The sequence below is a fragment of the Nocardioides sp. GCM10028917 genome, assembly GCF_042666175.1.
Classification (GTDB): domain Bacteria; phylum Actinomycetota; class Actinomycetes; order Propionibacteriales; family Nocardioidaceae; genus Nocardioides.
Genome location: NZ_JBHTFL010000006.1, coordinates 351,516 through 367,992 on the forward strand (window position 1 = coordinate 351,516; position 16,477 = coordinate 367,992).

Below are 16,477 nucleotides of genomic sequence, written 5' to 3' on the forward strand. Positions count from 1 at the left end.
CTGCTGGCGTTGACGCGACGCCCTCCCGACCCTAACCTGAACACCGTTCAACTGACCACCGTTCAGGTAGAGGAAACACCCCATGAGCACTCGTCGCAACCCCGGCACCGACGTCGCCCTGATCGCCGCCTTCGCCGCCCTTGTCGCGGTGTGCGCGCTGCTGCCGGCCATCAAGGTCGCCGGTCCCGTGCCGATCACCCTGCAGACCTTCGCGGTCCTGCTCTCGGGCGCGGTGCTCGGCATGCGGCGCGGCTTCCTCGCGGTCCTGCTCTACGTCGTCGCGGGCGCCGCCGGGCTGCCGATCTTCTCCGGCGGCGCTGCCGGTCTCGCCGTCCTCACCGGCCCCACCGCCGGCTACCTCATCGGCTTCCCGCTGGCGGCGGGCCTGTGCGGCGCGATCGTGGAGCGGCTCCCCCGTCGCTCTCTCGTCAGCCCGGTCGCGATCTTCTGCGCCGGCCTGGTCAGCTCGGCGCTCTGCATCCACACCCTCGGCATGGCCGGCCTCGTCCTGCGCGCCGACCTGACGTGGCCCCAGGCGTGGGACATCGACAAGATCTTCTGGCTCGGCGACGTCCTCAAGAACGTCGCCATGGCCCTCGTCGCGACCGCGGTGCACCGCGCCTTCCCCGGCCTGCTCGACCGCCCGGCCGCGCCGGTGCCCGCCGGACAGGGACAGCCCGAGGGCACGCCCACCGCGTGAGCGGGATCCGTCTCGAGCAGGTCACCGTCTCGGTCCCGACCCACGACGGCGAGCGCCGCATCCTCCACGAGACCTCGCTCGAGCTGACCGAGCGCCGGGTCGCGCTCATCGGCCCCAACGGCTCCGGCAAGTCCACCCTCGCCCGGCTCCTCAACGGGCTCGTCCCGGCCACCACCGGCCGGGTGGTTGTCGACGGCCTCGACGTGGCGCGCGAGGGCCGGGAGGTACGCCGCCGGGTCGGCTTCGTGTTCACCGACCCCACCGCGCAGCTGGTGATGCCGACCGCCCGTGAGGACGTCGCCCTGTCGCTGCGGCGCACGCACCGCGACAAGGCCGAGCGGCTCACCGTCGCCGACCGGGTCCTGGCCGACTTCGGGCTCGCCGGCTTCGGCGACCGCAGCGTGCACGGCCTGTCCGGGGGCGAGGGACAGCTGCTCGCGCTGGCGGGCGTGCTCGCGACGGGGCCGTCGATCCTGGTGGCCGACGAGCCGACGACCCTGCTCGACCTCGGCAACAGCCGCCGCGTCGGCGACCTGTTGCTCGGCCTGGAGCAGCAGCTCGTCGTGGTCACCCACGACCTCGACCTGGCCGAGCGCTGCGACCGGGTGCTCCTGGTTCGCGACGGCAGGGTGGAGCGCGACGGCTCCCCGACCGACGTCGTCGGGCACTACCGGGCGACCGCATGAGCGGGCGCGGATGAGCGCCCAGCTGCTGGGCCTGCACCAGCCCGGCACGACGTGGCTCCACCGGCTGCCCGCCGGCGCCAAGCTGCTCGGCCTGATGGCGGCCAGCCTCGTGGTGGTGCTGGTCCACGGCCCGGCGTCGGCCGTGGTGTTCGTCCTCGTCGCCGCCGGCCTGGTGGTGTGGTCGGGCGCGCGGCTGGGGCTCACCCTGCGCGCGATGCGCTGGCTGCTGGTGACCGCGGCGATCCTCGGCGCGTGGACCGTCTGGCAGAACGGCTGGCCGCGCGCGGTCGAGGTCGTCGGCGACCTGGTCGCGCTCATCCTGCTCGCCACCACGATGACCGTCACGACGCCGGTCGACGAGGTGATGGACGCCGTGGCCCGAGGGCTGCGTCCGCTCCGCCGGGTCGGTGTCGACCCCGAGGCGGTCGCGCTGGCGTTCTCGCTGATGCTGCGCGCGATCCCGACGACCATCGGGCTCGCCGAGGAGTCGCGCGACGCGGCCGTCGCCCGCGGGCTCGAGCGGTCGCCCCGGGCGCGGCTCATCCCGTTCGTGGTCCGCGTCGTCGCGCGGGCGCACGACACGGGGGACGCGCTCCACGCGCGCGGCATCGGCGACGACTGAGCGTCACCAGCCGGGCGGTCGCCTGTCCACCCATGGCACGGCGCTCTCGACCTGCGCCGCGAGCGAGAGCAGCAGCTCCTCCTCGGCCGGACGCGCGGCCAGCATCACGCCGACGGGCAGGCCGTCGTCCGTCGAGTGCAGCGGCAGCGAGACGGCGGGCATGCCGGTGACGTTCCACGCGCTCGTCCAGGGCGTGAACGCCTTCTGCGCGGCGAAGTCGCGTGCCGGGTCGGCGTCGTCGCGCAGCGCGCCGACCTCGACCGGCGGGCGGGCGAGGGTCGGCGTGAGGACGACGTCGTACGGCGCCAGCGCGGCGAGGGCCACCGCGGCGTGCTGCCGGAGCCGCCCGATCGCGAGCCCGAACTCGGGTCCGCTGACGGCGTGGCCGAGGCCACCGAGCCATCGGGTGAGCGGGCGGAGCCGGTCCTCCCGGCCCGGCGGCGCCGGCGAGAGCGCAGTGAGCACCGCCCAGCAGGTCTCGAAGTCGGCGACCGCCTCGCGGGGGATCGGGACCGGCACGTCCTCGACGTCGTGGCCCAGGGTCTCCAGCAGCCGCGACGCGTCGTCCCACGCGGTCACCGACGACGGGTGGACGTCGACGTCGGCGATGACCGGGGCGATGAAGCGCGCGACGCGCAGCCGGCCCGGCTCGCGGTCGCAGGCGTCGAGGAAGGTGCCCGACGGCTCGGGCGCCCAGAACGGGTCGCCGACGCGCCGTCCGGCCAGCACGTCGAGCAGCGCGGCGGCGTCGCGCACGCTGCGGGCCAGGGTGCCGGCGGTCGCGAGGCCGACCGGGTCGCCGTAGCGGGGCGCGCCGCTGATCCGTCCGCGCGTCGGCTTGAGCCCGACGAGGCCGCAGCACGACGCCGGGATCCGGATCGAGCCGCCGCCGTCGGAGCCGGGCGCGAGGGGCAGCAGGCCGGCGGCGACGGCCGCGGCCGCCCCGCCGGACGAGCCGCCGGCGGTGCGGGTGGTGTCCCACGGCGTGACCGCCGGAGGGGCGACGTCGGGCTCGGTGTAGCAGGGCGAGCCGAACTCCGGCGTGCTCGTCTTGCCCAGGCTCGGCATCCCCGCCGCCTCGACGGTCAGGACGAGGTCGTCGGAGGCGTCGGGCACGAAGTCGTCGTACGCCGCGGAGCCGAAGGTGGTCCGGACCCCGGCCGTCGGGTGGAGGTCCTTGATGCCCGTCGGGACGCCCCAGAGCGGACCGGCGTCGGCGGGGCGCCCCGCCTCGGTGAGCCGGCGGGCGTGGTCCCGCGCCTGCTCGTGCGTCGGCGTGATGAACGCGCCCACGGCGTCGGCGCGGCCGGCGTAGTGCTCGACCAGCTCGAGCGGCGACACCTCGCCGCGGCGTACGGCGTCACCCTGCTCGAGCGCGGTCAGGTCATGAAGCACGTGGGCGAACCTACCCGCAGCCTGCTGGTCGAGGAGGTCGCCCAGCGACCGTCACGAGACCGGATGCGGGTCTCGTGACAGGACTTCGTCCTTCCTCGACCAGCGATGGGGTCAGGCCGCGACCTCGACCTCGTGCGCGACGAGGGCGTCGAGGGCGCCGAGGAAGCGCTGCACGGCCGCCTCGTTCTCCAGCGGGTCACCCTCGAGGGCGGGCTCGTCGACGACGATGCCCTCCACGACGACGGCTCCGGCGATGGTGGCGGAGTGGCGGGCGTGCTCGTGGGACCACTTGCCGCCGTACGGCGTGGGGGTGGCGCCGATGGCCGCGAAGGGCTTGCCGACGATGGCGCCCTGGCCGTAGGGGCGCGACAGCCAGTCGATGGCGTTGTTGAGCACGGCCGGCATGGTGCCGTTGTACTCCGGCGTCACGGCCAGCACGCGGTCGGCGCTGGCGACGGCCTGGCGCAGGGCGGTGGCGGCGGCCGGAGCCGACTCGCCGTCGATCTCCTCGTTGTAGAACGGGACGGCGTCGATGCCCTCGACGACGTCGACGGTGACACCCGCGGGAGCGTGGTCACGGAGGTGCTCGGCGATGCGGCGGTTGAGCGAACCGGCGCGGTAGGAACCGAGGAGGACAGCGACACGGGTCTGCTTGGGAGTGGTCATGAACGTCGAAACGGACCGTGGTCCGTTTCTATTCCGGTGCGGACGAACTTTCTCCCGACCTAGGCTGAGGGGCGTGACCCACCTCCTGCCGCTGGCCGACGAGCCTGCGCCGGAGCGGGCCGACGCGGCGCGCAACCGCGAGGCGATCCTCGCAGCGGCGCTGCGCCTGGTGGAGACGCGGGGGGTCGGGTGCGTGACGATGGACACGGTCGCGACCGAGGCCGGCGTCGGCAAGGGCACGCTGTTCCGGCGCTTCGAGAGCCGGGAGGGGTTGATGGCCGCCGTCCTCAACGAGTCCGAGGCGGCGTGGCAGGGCAGCGTCATCTCCGGGCCGCCACCCCTCGGCCCCGGGGCTCCGCCCATGGAGCGGCTCCTGGCGTTCGGCCACTCGCGGATGCGGGTCAACGTCACCCACGGTGACCTGATCCGGGCCGCCACCGGGACCGACCCGGTCCGCTCCCGGGCGGCTGCCGGGTTCGCGTTGATGCACGTACGCCACCTGCTCGGCCAGCTCGGGGTGACGGGCGACCTGCACTTCCTGGCGTTCGCCCTGCTCGCCCCGCTGGAGGCGATGGCGCTCGAGCAGCAGCGGGTCGACGGGGTCAGCCTGGCGCAGATCGAGCTGGCGTGGGACGACCTCGTACGTCGTGTCGTCGGCGCCTGACCCTGCCGTCCTCAGCCGGCGGGCTCGGCGAGCTTGCGCTTCATGGCCGCGATCTCGACCTGCTGGTCGGAGCCGATGTGGCCGGCGAGCTGGAAGACCTCGGACTCCTGCCCGCCCTCGCCCTCGGTCAGCAGCGACTCCACCATGAGCACCGCTCCCTCGTGGTGGCGGATCATGCCCAGCAGGAACAACTGGTCGAAGCGCGGCCCGGAGGCGCGCTCGAGCCGGGCCATCTCCTGCGGGCTGAGCATCCCCGGCATCCCGTGTTCGCCGTCGCCGTGGCCCGCATGCATGCCGGAGACGCTCTCGCCGCGGGCGGCGAGCCATCCTTCGAGCTGATCGATCTCCGCGAGCTGGGACACCTCGATCCGCTCCGCCATCGCCGTCAGGTCGGGGTCGTCGGCGCGGTCGCCGACCAGCGCAGTCATCTCCAGGGCCTGCTGGTGGTGCGGGATCATTCCCTGCACGAACTCGACGTCGGCGTCGGTCCAGGTGGGCTCCTCGATCGCCTCGGCCTCGTCCGGCGAGAGCGTCTTCCCCGCCTCGCCCGGGGCGCCGAGCTGCACCACCGGGGCGGCGTCGTCCTTCACGGGCGGGTCGTCGGCGGTGCACGCCACCGAACCGAGCACGAGGGCCAGTCCCACGAGGACGACCGGCCACCGGCGGGTCGCGTGCGCCGCACGGGGCACGCTGTCGCTCCTGCTTGCCATGCGGCTCCTGCCCCTCGCTCGTCCTGCCTGACCCCGGTCGAATGCACGAACTGGTCCGCCGGGGGTGTGGCGGCGCACGTCCATCCGTCGCTACGTTGTCAGACATCGTAGGTCGATCGTGGCGGGCCTCCCGACCCGCGCTTCCGGACGACCTGAACGGGAGGGTCCCCACATGTCGCGTCAGCCCCGTCCGAGCCGGTCCGTGCTACGAGCTGCCGGGGCGATGGTCCTCGCCGCCGCGCTCCTGCCGGCGGTGGCGTACGCCGCGGATCCTGATCCGAACGACCCGCGCGTCGGCCTCACGCCCGGCTACATCCCGTGGACCGAGGTGACGAGCAACATCGAGCTGCTCGACAACGACCCGCGCGTGGCGCCCTTCGACGCGGCGCCGGGCAACTTCGGCTTCGTGAACTCCGACCTGGCGTTCACCGGCGACACGGCGGTCGTCGGCAACTTCAACGGCTTCCAGTTCTACGACATCTCCGACCCGACGAACCCCACCCTCAGCGGCTCCTTCGTGTGTCCCGGCGGCCAGGGCGACGTGTCGGTCTACGGCGACCTGCTCTTCATGTCGGTCGAGGAGACCCGTGGCCGCATCGACTGCGGCGGCCAGGGCGCACCTGGCGCCGTCAACGCCGAGCGGTTCCGCGGCGTGCGGATCTTCGACATCAGCGACCAGAGCAACCCGGTACAGCTCCCGGGCGTGCAGACCTGCCGCGGGTCGCACACGCACTCGATCGTGACCGACCCCGACGACGCGGCGAACATCTACATCTACAACTCCGGCACCTCCGGCGTCCGGTCACCGCTCGAGCTGGCGGGCTGCGAGAACGCGACCCTCACCCAGAGCCCGGTCACCTCCGGCAACCCGACGCAGTGGCGCATCGACGTCATCAAGGTGCCGCTCGCCGCGCCACAGACGGCGGCGATCGTGAGCCAGCCGCGGATCTTCACCGACCCGGTCACCAAGGCCTACAACGGGCTGCAGAACACGCTGCCCTGTTCGCAGCAGCCGGCGGGATGCCTGCACCCGTCGGGCGCGCAGTACTCACCCACGCCCAACACCAACACCTGCCACGACCTCACCTCGTTCCCGGCGCGTGAGCTGGTCGCCGGCGCGTGCCAGGGCAACGGGATCCTGCTCGACACCTCGGACCCCGTGAACCCGGTGCGCCTGGACGCGGTGTCCGACCCGAACTTCTCCTACTGGCACTCCGCGAGCTTCAACAACGACGGCACCAAGGTGATCTTCACCGACGAGTGGGGCGGTGGCACGAGCGCCCGCTGCCGGGCGACCGACAAGCTGGAGTGGGGCGCCGACGCGCTGTTCGACCTCGAGGGCGACCAGATGGAGTTCGCGAGCTACTACAAGATGCCGGCCGTGCAGACCACGCAGGAGAACTGCGTGGCCCACAACTCCTCCCTCGTGCCCGTGCCGGGTCGAGACATCCTCGTCCAGGCGTGGTACCAGGGCGGCCTGTCGGTCATCGACTTCAGCGACACCGCCAATCCCGTCGAGATCGCCTACTTCGACCGTGGTCCGGTCAACAGTCCCAACCCGGCCGGACTCAACCTCGGCGGCCTCTGGTCGACCTACTGGTACAACGGACAGGTCTACGGCAGCGAGATCGCTCGCGGCTTCGACACCTTCGGGCTGCAGACCAGCGACCTGCTGAGCGAGAACGAGCTCGACGCTGCTCGCGAGGTCCAGCTCGACGAGTTCAACGCCCAGCACCAGGAGCAGATCGTCTGGGAGCCGAGCTTCAACGTCGCCGGGGCCTACTTCGACCAGGCCGTCCGGTCGGGCGAGCTCGCCGGCGCCACGCTCGACACCGTCGAGAAGCACCTCGCCAAGGCCGAGAAGCTCGACGGCAGGGGCGCTGCGGCGAAGGCCCAGCTGACCAACGCCATCCGGGTGCTGGACGACTCCGGCGACCAGGGCGAGCTCAAGCAGGCACTGAAGGACCTGCGCGACAGCCTCTGAGCGGCAACGGCGCCGCCACCGGACCGGTGGCGGCGCCTCCCCTCAGCGGTGCTGCCGGCGCAGGCCGAAGGTCAGGCCGTCGACGAGCGCGCCCCACGACGCCTCGATCACGTTGGCGCCGACGCCGACGGTGACCCACGACGACTCCCCGTCGGTGGTCTCGATGAGCACGCGCGTGATCGCGTCGGTGCCGTGGCCCTGGTCGAGGATGCGGACCTTGTAGTCGATCAGCTCGAACTTCGCGACCTCCGGGAACGCCTGTCCGATCGCCTCGCGCAGCGCGGCGTCGAGCGCGTTCACGGGACCGTTGCCCTCGCCGGTGACGACGTAGCGCACGCCCTCCGAGCGCAGCTTCACCGTCGCCTCCGAGATGGCCTCGCCATCGGTGCGGGTCTCGGTGATGACGCGCCACGACTCGACGTCGAAGTACGACGGACGCGCGCCCTCGACCTCCTCGGCGAGCAGCAGCTCGAAGGAGGCGTCGGCGGCCTCGAAGGTGTAGCCGCGCTGCTCCAGCTGCTTGACCCGGTCGGTCACCCGCGTGACCAGCTCGCGGTCGTCCGACAGGTCGTAGCCCAGCTCGCGACCCTTCAGCTCGATCGACGCGCGCCCGGCCATGTCCGAGACGAGCAGCCGCATGTCGTTGCCCACGACGAGCGGGTCGAGGTGCTGGTAGAGGTCGGGGTCGACCTTGATCGCGCTGGCGTGCAGGCCCGCCTTGTGGGCGAACGCCGACGTGCCGACGTACGGCTGGCGCGACGCGGGCGGCACGTTGGTGACCTCGGCGACGGCGTGCGCGATGCGGGTCGCCTCGCGCAGCAGGCCCTGCGGCAGCACGGTGCGGTCCAGCTTGAGCTCGAGGTTGGCGACGACGGTGACGAGGTCGGCGTTGCCGGTGCGCTCGCCGTAGCCGTTGATGCAGCCCTGCACGTGGCTCGCGCCCGCGGCGACGGCGGCCAGCGAGTTGGCCACGGCGCAGCCGCTGTCGTTGTGCGCGTGGATGCCGACCCGGGCCCCCGTGGTCTCGATGACGTCGAGCACGACGTCGGAGACCCAGTCGGGCAGCATCCCGCCGTTGGTGTCGCACAGCGCGACCACCTCCGCGCCCGCCTCGGCGGCGGTGCGCAGCACCTCCAGGGCGTACGACCGGTTGGCGCGGTAGCCGTCGAAGAAGTGCTCGGCGTCGAGGAAGACCGTCTGCCCCTCCTCGCGCAGGTGCGTGACCGTGTCGCGCACCATCGCGAGGTTCTCCTCGAGCGTGGTGCGCAGCGCGAGCTCGACGTGGCGGTCGTGCGACTTCGCGACGAGCGTGACGACGCCCGCGCCGGAGTCGCGGAGGGCACCCACGAGGGGGTCGTCGGCCGCACGTACGCCGGGCCGGCGGGTGGCGCCGAAGGCCGCGAGCCGCGCGTGGCGGAGGTCGAGCTCCTCGCGGGCGCGGAGGAAGAACTCGGTGTCCTTGGGGTTCGCCCCCGGCCAGCCGCCCTCGATGTAGCCCACGCCGAGGCCGTCGAGCTGCTTGGCGATGCTCAGCTTGTCGGCGACCGAGAGGTTGAGGCCCTCCTGCTGGGCGCCGTCGCGCAGGGTGGTGTCGTAGACGTGGAACGAGCCGTGCAGGTCCATCGGAGGTCTCTCGGTCGCAGATCGGGGAGGAGTGGGGGCAGAAAAAAACCTCCTGGGGTGCAGGAGGTCGGCGCGGCGGGGGGTCCCGTCGCGCTAGGCAATGATGATCGTGCTGGTGCTCACGTGTTCATGGTGCCACCGCAGCCGCTTCGCTGAGACGGGCGTCTCGCCATCCGGTCGGAACGCACGCACGTACCCCGGGCGCCACCCCCCACGAGCGACACCCGGGGCACGCGATGTCCCCCCGAGCTGGAGCCAGTCCACCGTGCCGCCCGGGGCCGGGTCCACGGCCAGCGACCCGCACAGTTCTCGTACAGTTCGCCGGCCGCGGGCCAACCGGCCGCGCTAGCCGACCCAGGTCGCCTTGGCTCCGCCGTCCTGGGAGGAGTTGACGACCATCTGACCCTCCTCGAGCGCCACGCGGGTCAGGCCTCCTCGCGGGACTGTGACCTCGTGACCGTCGAAGAACACGAACGGCCGCAGGTCGACGTGGCGCGGCTGCGGGACGCCGTCGACGATGGTCGGCTGGGTGGACAGCGAGACGACGTCCTGGACGATCCAGCGCGTCGGCTCGTCGCGCATGGCCTGCCGGGTGGCGGCCAGCTGGTCCGCGGACGCCGTGGGCCCGATGACGACCCCCTCGCCGCCGGCCCCGTCGCGGGGCTTCGCGACCAGCTCGGGCAGCCGGTCCAGCGCCTCCTGCAACCGGTCGGCGTTCGTGAGGTCGTAGGTCGGCACGGAGCGGACTCGCGGCTCCTCGTGGAGGTAGTAGCGGACCATGTCGTCGACGTGCGCGTAGACGGACTTGTCGTCGGCGACCCCGGTGCCGTAGCAGTTCACCATGCCCACCCGACCGGCACGCCACGGCTCGAGCAGCAGCTCCGCCACGTCGGCGGAGGGGTCCGCGGCCGGGTCGGCGGGCGCCAGGCCGTCCTGCTCGGTGCGTCGGTAGACAGCGCGCACGGGCGACCCGTCGGCCAGCCGCAGCCCGTCCCCGTCGCGCCGGAGGCCGTCGAGCTCGACGAGCTCCAGCCCGGCCTCGTCGGCGAGGCGCCGGTGCTCGTAGTACGCCGAGTTCTCGGGGCCGTCGGTCAGCAGCACGAGCGCGCCGTCGTCGCCGGGGTTGGTCGCCTCGAGGCAGCGTCGCAGCGCCGAGGCGCACTCCTCGAGGCCGGACGACGGCTCGACGCCCAGCACCTCCGACACCGCCTCCGACACGGCCATGGCGTACGCCATCCCCGACGGCGTACGGACGTTGTCCTCGAGCACCAGCAGGGTGCCGTCCTCGTCACGCACGACGTCGAACCCGGCGACCGAGATCCATGCGCCCGCCACCGGGGCACTGCCGGTGAGGTCCCGCTCGAGGTACGGCGTCGCGTCCAGGACGTGGGCCGGGAGGACGCCGTCGGCGACGCACCGGCGCTCGGCGTACACGTCGGCGACGAAGGCGTCGAGCGCCCGGATGCGCTGTGCCAGGCCGTCGGCGAGGAGCTCCCACTCCCCCGGGTCGAGCAGGCGCGGGACGGGGTCGGCGCGGAAGGCGTGGCCGCCCGCCCCACCGAAGCGGACGCCCCGCTCCTCCAGGACGGCGTTGACCCGGCGGCTCAGCTCGTCGCGCTCGGCGGCGGACGAGGGCCGCTGGGTGGGATCGGTCTGGTCGGTCGGGCGGGCCGGGTCTGCGTCGTGGTCCATCCCACCTGTCTACCAAGCGAGCGACTGAGCGCTTCCCCCGCAGGGAGGTGCCTGCAGGGGAAGCGGCCGGTCAGGTCATCCGGCTGATCAGCTGGCGCGGTACTCCGTCCACGCCGCCTGCATGCGGGCCGCCTGCCCCTGGGTGAACTGGGTCATGCAGGAGTCGTAGGTGTAGTCCATGAAGTTCGTGATCGGGTCGACTCCCCCGCCGGCACACGTGTCGCGCCCGACCGGGCACTGGAAGGCAGGCGAGGCCTCGGGTGCGGTGTCGGCGACGTAGTCCCCCGGCTCGGAGCACCCACCCTGGAACGTGTGGTAGAGCTCGAGCCAGTGCCCGACCTCGTGCGTCGCGGTGTCACCTTCGCCGTAGGTGGTGTAGACCGACTGGTCCCCGACGGTGTCACCCGCGACGACGGGCACGCTGCGGTAGTCGATCACCACGCCGTCGCGGTACTGCGGCATCGGGTTGCCGCCGGTCGCCTCGGCATCGAAGTCGGACGGGAAGGTCGCCCAACCGAGCAGCGACTGCCCGAGCGAGGCGGAGTAGATGTTCAGCGTCTCCGACGTGCTGTCGCCGTAGAGCGCCTTCTTCATCGCGATCTCCTTGCTGCTGCCCCGGAAGCGCTGCGGGTCGGCCCCGTTGGGGTAGATCAGGTTGAACCACTGGGGCTCGTAGGTGCGGGTGACCTCCTCGAGCACGAAGGAGAAGCCGTGCGGGGCGTAGGCCTCGTTGAGCACCTGGATCTGCTCGGCGATGCGGGCCTCGGAGAGGTCACCACCCTCCTGGCCGCGGTCCTTGGCGATCACGTGGAAGCGGACCGGGATCGTCACCGGGGCGAACGCCGCTGCGGTCGTCCCGGAGCCCGGCTTGCCCTTCGCAGACGTGCGCGCCGCCCTCGCGGACCGCAGCGCCCCGGCCAGCGGGTCCTTGTGCACGACGTGCAGGTCGTCGCGCGGGATCGTGCCGGCCGGCGCCGCAGCGATGTCGCCGTAGTCGATGCAGTCGGTGGCCTTGTCCTTCGCCGGCGCGCCGGAGGACGGTGTCGACATGCCCACCCCCAGCGCGAGTGCGGTGAGCGCGACGCCGAGGCGACGTACGGCAAGGGTGTTGCGGAGGTGCATGGGGGTCCCCTCACATAGTCAGTTGGAGGGACCGTAATCCCGCCGGGGGCACCGGGAGAAGACCACTTGGGGGTGTATTCGGACCAGGTCCACGGAGAGACGAGAGCCCCCGACCGTGGTCGGGGGCTCTCGTCGTCGTCTCACTGCGGTCCGTCGGGCTCCTCGTCCACGACCTCACCGTCGAGGAGCAGGGCGTCGGCCACCTCGGGGTCGTCGACCACGTGCACGGCCGCCTCCTCCGCGCCCGCCGCGGCGCCGTCGATGCCGACGTCCTGGGCGACGAGGTCCTTCTCCGTGTCGGTGCGGACACCCTCGTCCTCGGCGACCAGGCGTCCGGCGCGCTCGCCCTCGGCGCCCTCGACGTCGGCCTGGACGGCCTCGCCCTCGCTCGAGTCCTCGGCCACCATCGCGGCGAGGTCGCCGCGTGCGGCCTCCTCGTCGGCGACCTCGTACGGGTCGGGCTCGGGGATCTCCTGGTCGACCCGCTGGTCGAGCGACTCCCCCTGGATCTCCTCGAGCGGGGTGTTGCCGTAGCCCTGCGCCGGCGACCACTTCTCGGGCGGCGAGTAGCCCTCGTCCAACGGCTCGGGGAGGCCGCGGTCGTCGACGAGGCTGTCCTCTGTGCTCTGGGGCTGGTTCTCGTCGTCGACGCTGTAGCCGTGGTAGCTCTCGTTGTCGGTGCTGTCCCCGGTGACGTCCACGGCGGGATCGGTGCCGATCTCGCTGCTGATGTCGGGCTGGTCGGAGCTCATCGGTCCTCCTGCTGTCGGGTGCGTGAACCCGCTAGGTACCCCGCCCGGGCCCGCCCGAACGGCGAGGTCCGTCACAACCAGCCGGGAAGCCGTACGTCGGAGAACGGCGCCGAGTCGTCGGGCGCCCAGCTGGTGCCCTGGGCCGACGCCGCGGCGCCGAGCCCGGACCCGGCGGCCGCGACGAGCAGCGTGACGATCAGCCACGGCACACGCCGGCGGGCGAGCTGGTCGACGACGCGGTGGACGGGCGAGCGGAGTCGCTCCGAGCCGGGGCCCCACCAGGTCGACAGCGCGAACATGGCCCCGATCACGGCGAGCGAGGTGGTCAGCGACAGCGCGCCCGCGAAGCAGAGCAGCGCGACGCCGCAGGCGATGCCCGCGCTCCAGAGGAACAGCAGCAGCGAGCCGCCGAGGCCGGCCACGGCATGCCACGGGGCGGCGAGCAGCACCTGGATGCCGTCGTACCACTTGGCCCCGCGACGGTCGCGTCGGCTGCCCGCCGACGACGCGGCCAGCGAGCCGCTCCGCAGCAGCCAGACCACGACGACGAGCACGGCGATCGAGACGTAGGGGGCGAACGTGACGGCGCCTGCGACGACGCCGCCCGCGGCGAGCAGGGTGAGTGTGCGGCGCAGCCGCTCGCCGGCCGGCACGTGCGGCCGGGCGGGCGGGCCGTAGTCGCCGACGTGCTCGGTGGAGCCGTCCGGCAGGACGCGGGTCTGGCGGTGCGGCAGCGTGCCGGCGTCGCCCCACCCGACGGCAGTGTCGTCGTCGGCCGGTCGGTCCCAGTCGTGGGACCAGTGCACGGGCTCGCCGACCGGCTCATCGACCGGCTGGGTGTACGCCGGCGCGACGGTCGGCGCGAACGGCTGCGCCGCGGCGGTGCCGACGCGGGTCGGCGCCTCGAGGTCCTGACGGATGCCGGCGACGTACGGCAGCGTGACCGGGGCGGCGGCGCGCTCCTCACGCTGTTCGGTCTCGGGCGACCCGAGGTCCTCGAGCCAGTCGCGGACCTCCTCGAGCGTCGGCCGGTCAGCGGGCGCGGGGGCGAGCGCCTCCTCGACCAGCTGCAGGACGTCGGCGTCCAGACCGACGAGGTCGTGCTCGCCGCGTCGCACGCGGTCCATCACCGCCACCGACGGCCCGCGGCCGAACGGCGCGCGGCCGGTGCCGGCGTACGCCACCGTGGCTGCCCACGCGTGCACGTCGGACGCCATGGTGGCGTCGTCGCCGTAGAGGATCTCGGGGGCGAGGTAGCCCGGCGTGCCGAGCAGCCAGCCGTTCATGGTGATGCGCGAGTCCTCGGCGACGCGGGCCAGGCCGAAGTCGATGAGGATGGGCGTGCGGCCCTCCATGATGACGTTGGACGGCTTGATGTCCCGGTGCAGCACGCCGACCGAGTGCACCGCCTCCAGCGCCTCGGCGAGGCAGTCGGCGAACCACAGCAGGTCGTCGCCCTCGAGGGCTCCCTCCTCCTGCACGTGGTCGTGGAGCGAGAGGCCGGGCACGTAGCGGGTCGCGACGAAGGGGATCTCACCGAACGGGTCGGCGTCGACGATCTCGGCGATGCGACGGCTGCGGACCCGGCTCAGCGAGCTGACCTCGCGAGCCAGCCGGCGCCGGGCCTCGTCGTCGCCGACGACGTGCGGGCGCAGGACCTTGATCGCCACCGGGCGCTCCCCCGGCTTCTGCCCGAGGTGCACCACGCCCATGCCGCCCTCACCGAGCCGGGCACGCAGGGCGTAGCCGCCGACGGTCAACCCGGGCGGCGGCGCCTTCGGGGACGTCGTCACGGCACGAGGATACGGCTGGGGACCGCCGTTCTCCCGATCCCGGACGCCACGCCGCGCCGCTGTCGGACGCGTCGGCGACGATGGGGTGGTGGACGAGGTACGACGGCGCCTGGCGCTCGAGCGCGAGCAGGCGCTCGCGCGGCTGGCCAGCCTGACCGGCGACTACGACGCCGTCGTGGCGGCCTCCCTCGACACCAACGCCGACGACGAGCACGACCCCGAGGGCGCGACCATCGCCTTCGAACGCTCCCAGATCGGCGCGCTCGTGCGCCAGGTGCGACACCACGTGGCCGAGGTCGATGCGGCGCTCGACCGGGTCGATGCCGGCACCTACGGCGTCTGCGAGGTCTGCGGCCGCGACATCGGCGCACCGCGCCTCGAGGCCCTGCCCGCCGCGCGGGTGTGCATCGGGTGCGCTTCGAAACGTTCGTGACTAGCGTGCTGGGATGACCGACCTCGCACCGCCCCAGCCCTACGAGCGCGGCGTCCGCGTGGAGCTCGACCCCGTGCCGCTGGCGGTCGTCCGGCGTGACGACGTCGCGCTCGACGACGTCCGGGACCTCTTCGACGAGGGCTACGCCGCTCTCGGCCGCCTCCTCGGCGACGGCACGCTCGTGCCGGTCGGCCCGGCGCTCGCGATCTACCGTGGAGACGTGCAGGCACGCTTCGACCTGGAGCTCGGATTCCCGGTGGCCGACGCGCTCACCTCGCCGCTCGCTGCCGGTGGCCTCGACGTCGTCGGCACCACGTTGCCCGCGGGACCGGCGCTGGCAGCCACGCACCTCGGGGCGTACGACGACCTGGGGAACGCGTGGGCCGGACTGGCCGACACGCCGGGCGCGAGGCACGCGGACACCTGGATCGAGGTCTACGTGACTGACCCGAGCTCGGACCCCGACCACCTGCGGACCGACCTCCTGATGCCGGTCCGCGACTGACGCCGCCTCGCGGGTCCAGGACCGGCGTGGATCGAGGCTCGGTGCCGACGTGGGTCGAGGCGGGACGCCCGCGCGGGTCGACGAGACGAAACGTGCGCGCCCCGCTGGCCGCGGCGGCACACGGTCGTAGGTCGAACATCACTCGCACCCGGTACGAGCAAGGTGGACGTCACCGTCCGCCCCCCGCTGGTTGGGGAGGGACGAAGTCCCGTCACGAAACCAGGCCACCCTCGGCGGTTGACGAGGGACGAAGTCCCGTCACTAGACCGATCAAGAGGGGCGAACAGCACCCGCCCGCACTCGATGGTCGCTGTCGGTGGTCGTCGGTAGAATCGAACACATGATCGAGGCTGTGGCGAAGGTAGAGATGGGTGGGGTTGACGACCTCACCGCCTCTGACCTGCTCGCACTGGCGCGCGACCGGAAGGCAGCCGAGGACCGCGCTGCCGCAGAGCTGCTCGTCGTCGCAGCCCGGTGGGCCGACCTGCACCCGCCGGAGTCGATCCACGACGCGGCTGCGTTCACGGTGCCGGGTTGTGAGCACGAGGCGCCCATCGCGGGTGAGGGGGCGCCGCTGGTCGCGGAGTTCTGCCTGGCCGAGCTCGGCACCGTCCTCGGGATCTCGACGACGGCGGCGAAGAAGCTCGTCGGCCATGCCCTCGAGCTGCGGCACCGGCTGCCGCGGTTGTGGGCGCAGGTCCAGTGCGGGCGGGTGCCGGCGTGGCGGGCCCGCGCGGTCGCGGAGGTCACCATCCACTCGGCCCCGGCACTCACCCGCGAGGCAGCCGCGTTCGTCGACGCCCAGGTCGCCGCGGTCGCCGGCCGGGTCGGTGCGGCGCAGCTGGACCGGCTCGTCGCCGAGACCATCAAGCGGTTCGACCTCGCCGGATGTGATCCGGCCGCGGATCCGGAGGACGGCTACCTCCACGTCGACCCGCGCCACGTGAGCATCGACACCACCGAGGTCCACTTCGCCGGCACGATGCGGATGGAGGCCGAGCTCGACATCGCCGACGCCCTCGACGTCGACCGCGCCGTGGCTCACGGGGCCGCCACCCAGGCCGCACTCGGCTCCACCGAATCGCTGCAGGTGCGACGCGCGAAGGCCCTCGGCGACCTCGCGCGCACGC

The 16,477-nt window shown here is 73.0% G+C and carries 15 protein-coding genes and 1 pseudogene; 8 read left to right on the top strand and 8 right to left on the bottom strand.

Features of this window, described 5'->3' with window-relative positions; translation table 11 throughout:
* The first annotated feature begins 82 nt into the window (after positions 1–82).
* Genes ACFQW6_RS09295 through ACFQW6_RS09305 form a run of 3 tightly spaced genes read left to right on the top strand, consistent with a single transcriptional unit; the run spans position 83 to position 2,008 of the window.
* The gene (locus ACFQW6_RS09295) at positions 83–700 is read left to right on the top strand and encodes a biotin transporter BioY (protein ID WP_378543564.1); all 618 of its coding nucleotides are present in this window, start codon (positions 83–85) and stop codon (positions 698–700) included.
* Positions 697–1,386 (top strand): energy-coupling factor ABC transporter ATP-binding protein, encoded by a 690-nt coding sequence (locus ACFQW6_RS09300; RefSeq protein ID WP_378543567.1) that lies wholly within the window; start codon positions 697–699, stop codon positions 1,384–1,386. The genes ACFQW6_RS09295 and ACFQW6_RS09300 overlap by 4 nt, the downstream gene beginning before the upstream one ends.
* A 10-nt stretch (positions 1,387–1,396) precedes the next feature.
* Entirely contained in the window at positions 1,397–2,008 is a 612-nt protein-coding gene (locus ACFQW6_RS09305) for an energy-coupling factor transporter transmembrane component T family protein (RefSeq protein ID WP_378543570.1), read from the top strand.
* A 3-nt stretch (positions 2,009–2,011) separates the two neighbouring features.
* On the opposite strand, the gene ACFQW6_RS09310 is transcribed toward ACFQW6_RS09305, so the two are convergent.
* Positions 2,012–3,403, bottom strand: coding sequence for an amidase (locus ACFQW6_RS09310; protein ID WP_378543573.1), 1,392 nt, complete (start codon positions 3,401–3,403; stop codon positions 2,012–2,014).
* Positions 3,404–3,514: 111 nt separating this feature from the next.
* Positions 3,515–4,069 (bottom strand): NAD(P)H-dependent oxidoreductase, encoded by a 555-nt coding sequence (locus ACFQW6_RS09315; protein WP_378543576.1) that lies wholly within the window; start codon positions 4,067–4,069, stop codon positions 3,515–3,517.
* Positions 4,070–4,142: 73 nt separating this feature from the next.
* On the opposite strand from ACFQW6_RS09315, the gene ACFQW6_RS09320 reads away from it, so the two are divergent.
* On the top strand, positions 4,143–4,733 hold the full coding sequence (locus ACFQW6_RS09320; protein WP_378543580.1) for a TetR/AcrR family transcriptional regulator: 591 nt from the start codon (positions 4,143–4,145) through the stop codon (positions 4,731–4,733).
* A gap of 11 nt (positions 4,734–4,744) precedes the next feature.
* Here the strand turns inward: ACFQW6_RS09320 and ACFQW6_RS09325 are convergent, their stop codons facing one another.
* On the bottom strand, positions 4,745–5,443 hold the full coding sequence (locus ACFQW6_RS09325; protein WP_378543583.1) for a DUF305 domain-containing protein: 699 nt from the start codon (positions 5,441–5,443) through the stop codon (positions 4,745–4,747).
* 172 nt (positions 5,444–5,615) lie between these two features.
* Here ACFQW6_RS09325 and ACFQW6_RS09330 point away from each other — a divergent pair, with 172 nt between their 5' ends.
* A complete protein-coding gene (locus tag ACFQW6_RS09330; protein WP_378543586.1) occupies positions 5,616–7,427 on the top strand; it encodes an LVIVD repeat-containing protein in 1,812 nt (603 codons plus the stop codon).
* Positions 7,428–7,469: 42 nt separating this feature from the next.
* On the opposite strand, the gene cimA is transcribed toward ACFQW6_RS09330, so the two are convergent.
* The 5 genes from cimA to ACFQW6_RS09355 all read right to left on the bottom strand — a co-directional run bounded on the left by cimA (position 7,470) and on the right by ACFQW6_RS09355 (position 14,409).
* Positions 7,470–9,050 carry a citramalate synthase gene (gene cimA, locus ACFQW6_RS09335; protein ID WP_378543589.1) on the bottom strand — a complete coding sequence of 527 codons (1,581 nt, stop codon included), beginning with the start codon at positions 9,048–9,050 and terminating at the stop codon, positions 7,470–7,472.
* Between the two features lie 345 nt (positions 9,051–9,395).
* The gene (locus tag ACFQW6_RS09340; RefSeq protein ID WP_378543592.1) at positions 9,396–10,742 is read right to left on the bottom strand and encodes a circularly permuted type 2 ATP-grasp protein; all 1,347 of its coding nucleotides are present in this window, start codon (positions 10,740–10,742) and stop codon (positions 9,396–9,398) included.
* Positions 10,743–10,829: 87 nt separating this feature from the next.
* Positions 10,830–11,864 carry a zinc metalloprotease gene (locus ACFQW6_RS09345; protein WP_378543595.1) on the bottom strand — a complete coding sequence of 345 codons (1,035 nt, stop codon included), beginning with the start codon at positions 11,862–11,864 and terminating at the stop codon, positions 10,830–10,832.
* Between the two features lie 140 nt (positions 11,865–12,004).
* Positions 12,005–12,616: a DUF5709 domain-containing protein gene (locus tag ACFQW6_RS09350; RefSeq protein WP_378543598.1), complete on the bottom strand. Its 612-nt coding sequence runs from the start codon at positions 12,614–12,616 to the stop codon at positions 12,005–12,007.
* Between the two features lie 71 nt (positions 12,617–12,687).
* The gene (locus ACFQW6_RS09355; RefSeq protein WP_378543601.1) at positions 12,688–14,409 is read right to left on the bottom strand and encodes a serine/threonine protein kinase; all 1,722 of its coding nucleotides are present in this window, start codon (positions 14,407–14,409) and stop codon (positions 12,688–12,690) included.
* Positions 14,410–14,497: 88 nt separating this feature from the next.
* On the opposite strand from ACFQW6_RS09355, the gene ACFQW6_RS09360 reads away from it, so the two are divergent.
* From ACFQW6_RS09360 to ACFQW6_RS09370, 3 genes and pseudogenes are all read left to right on the top strand, one after another.
* The gene (locus tag ACFQW6_RS09360) at positions 14,498–14,842 is read left to right on the top strand and encodes a TraR/DksA family transcriptional regulator (protein WP_378543604.1); all 345 of its coding nucleotides are present in this window, start codon (positions 14,498–14,500) and stop codon (positions 14,840–14,842) included.
* A 13-nt stretch (positions 14,843–14,855) separates the two neighbouring features.
* Entirely contained in the window at positions 14,856–15,347 is a 492-nt protein-coding gene (locus tag ACFQW6_RS09365; RefSeq protein WP_378543608.1) for a hypothetical protein, read from the top strand.
* Positions 15,348–15,687: 340 nt separating this feature from the next.
* Positions 15,688–16,477: pseudogene (locus ACFQW6_RS09370) on the top strand (hypothetical protein); the annotation flags it as partial.

Bases quoted from the DNA above. Each gene is read 5' to 3' on its own strand.
- ACFQW6_RS09295 (WP_378543564.1), top strand. From the start codon at position 83: ATGAGCACTCGTCGCAACCCCGGCACCGACGTCGCCCTGATCGCCGCC.
- ACFQW6_RS09305 (WP_378543570.1), top strand. From the start codon at position 1,397: ATGAGCGCCCAGCTGCTGGGCCTGCACCAGCCCGGCACGACGTGGCTC.
- ACFQW6_RS09315 (WP_378543576.1), bottom strand. From the start codon at position 4,069: ATGACCACTCCCAAGCAGACCCGTGTCGCTGTCCTCCTCGGTTCCTAC.
- ACFQW6_RS09325 (WP_378543583.1), bottom strand. From the start codon at position 5,443: ATGGCAAGCAGGAGCGACAGCGTGCCCCGTGCGGCGCACGCGACCCGC.
- ACFQW6_RS09330 (WP_378543586.1), top strand. From the start codon at position 5,616: ATGTCGCGTCAGCCCCGTCCGAGCCGGTCCGTGCTACGAGCTGCCGGG.
- cimA (WP_378543589.1), bottom strand. From the start codon at position 9,050: ATGGACCTGCACGGCTCGTTCCACGTCTACGACACCACCCTGCGCGAC.
- ACFQW6_RS09340 (WP_378543592.1), bottom strand. From the start codon at position 10,742: ATGGACCACGACGCAGACCCGGCCCGCCCGACCGACCAGACCGATCCC.
- ACFQW6_RS09345 (WP_378543595.1), bottom strand. From the start codon at position 11,864: ATGCACCTCCGCAACACCCTTGCCGTACGTCGCCTCGGCGTCGCGCTC.
- ACFQW6_RS09350 (WP_378543598.1), bottom strand. From the start codon at position 12,616: ATGAGCTCCGACCAGCCCGACATCAGCAGCGAGATCGGCACCGATCCC.
- ACFQW6_RS09365 (WP_378543608.1), top strand. From the start codon at position 14,856: ATGACCGACCTCGCACCGCCCCAGCCCTACGAGCGCGGCGTCCGCGTG.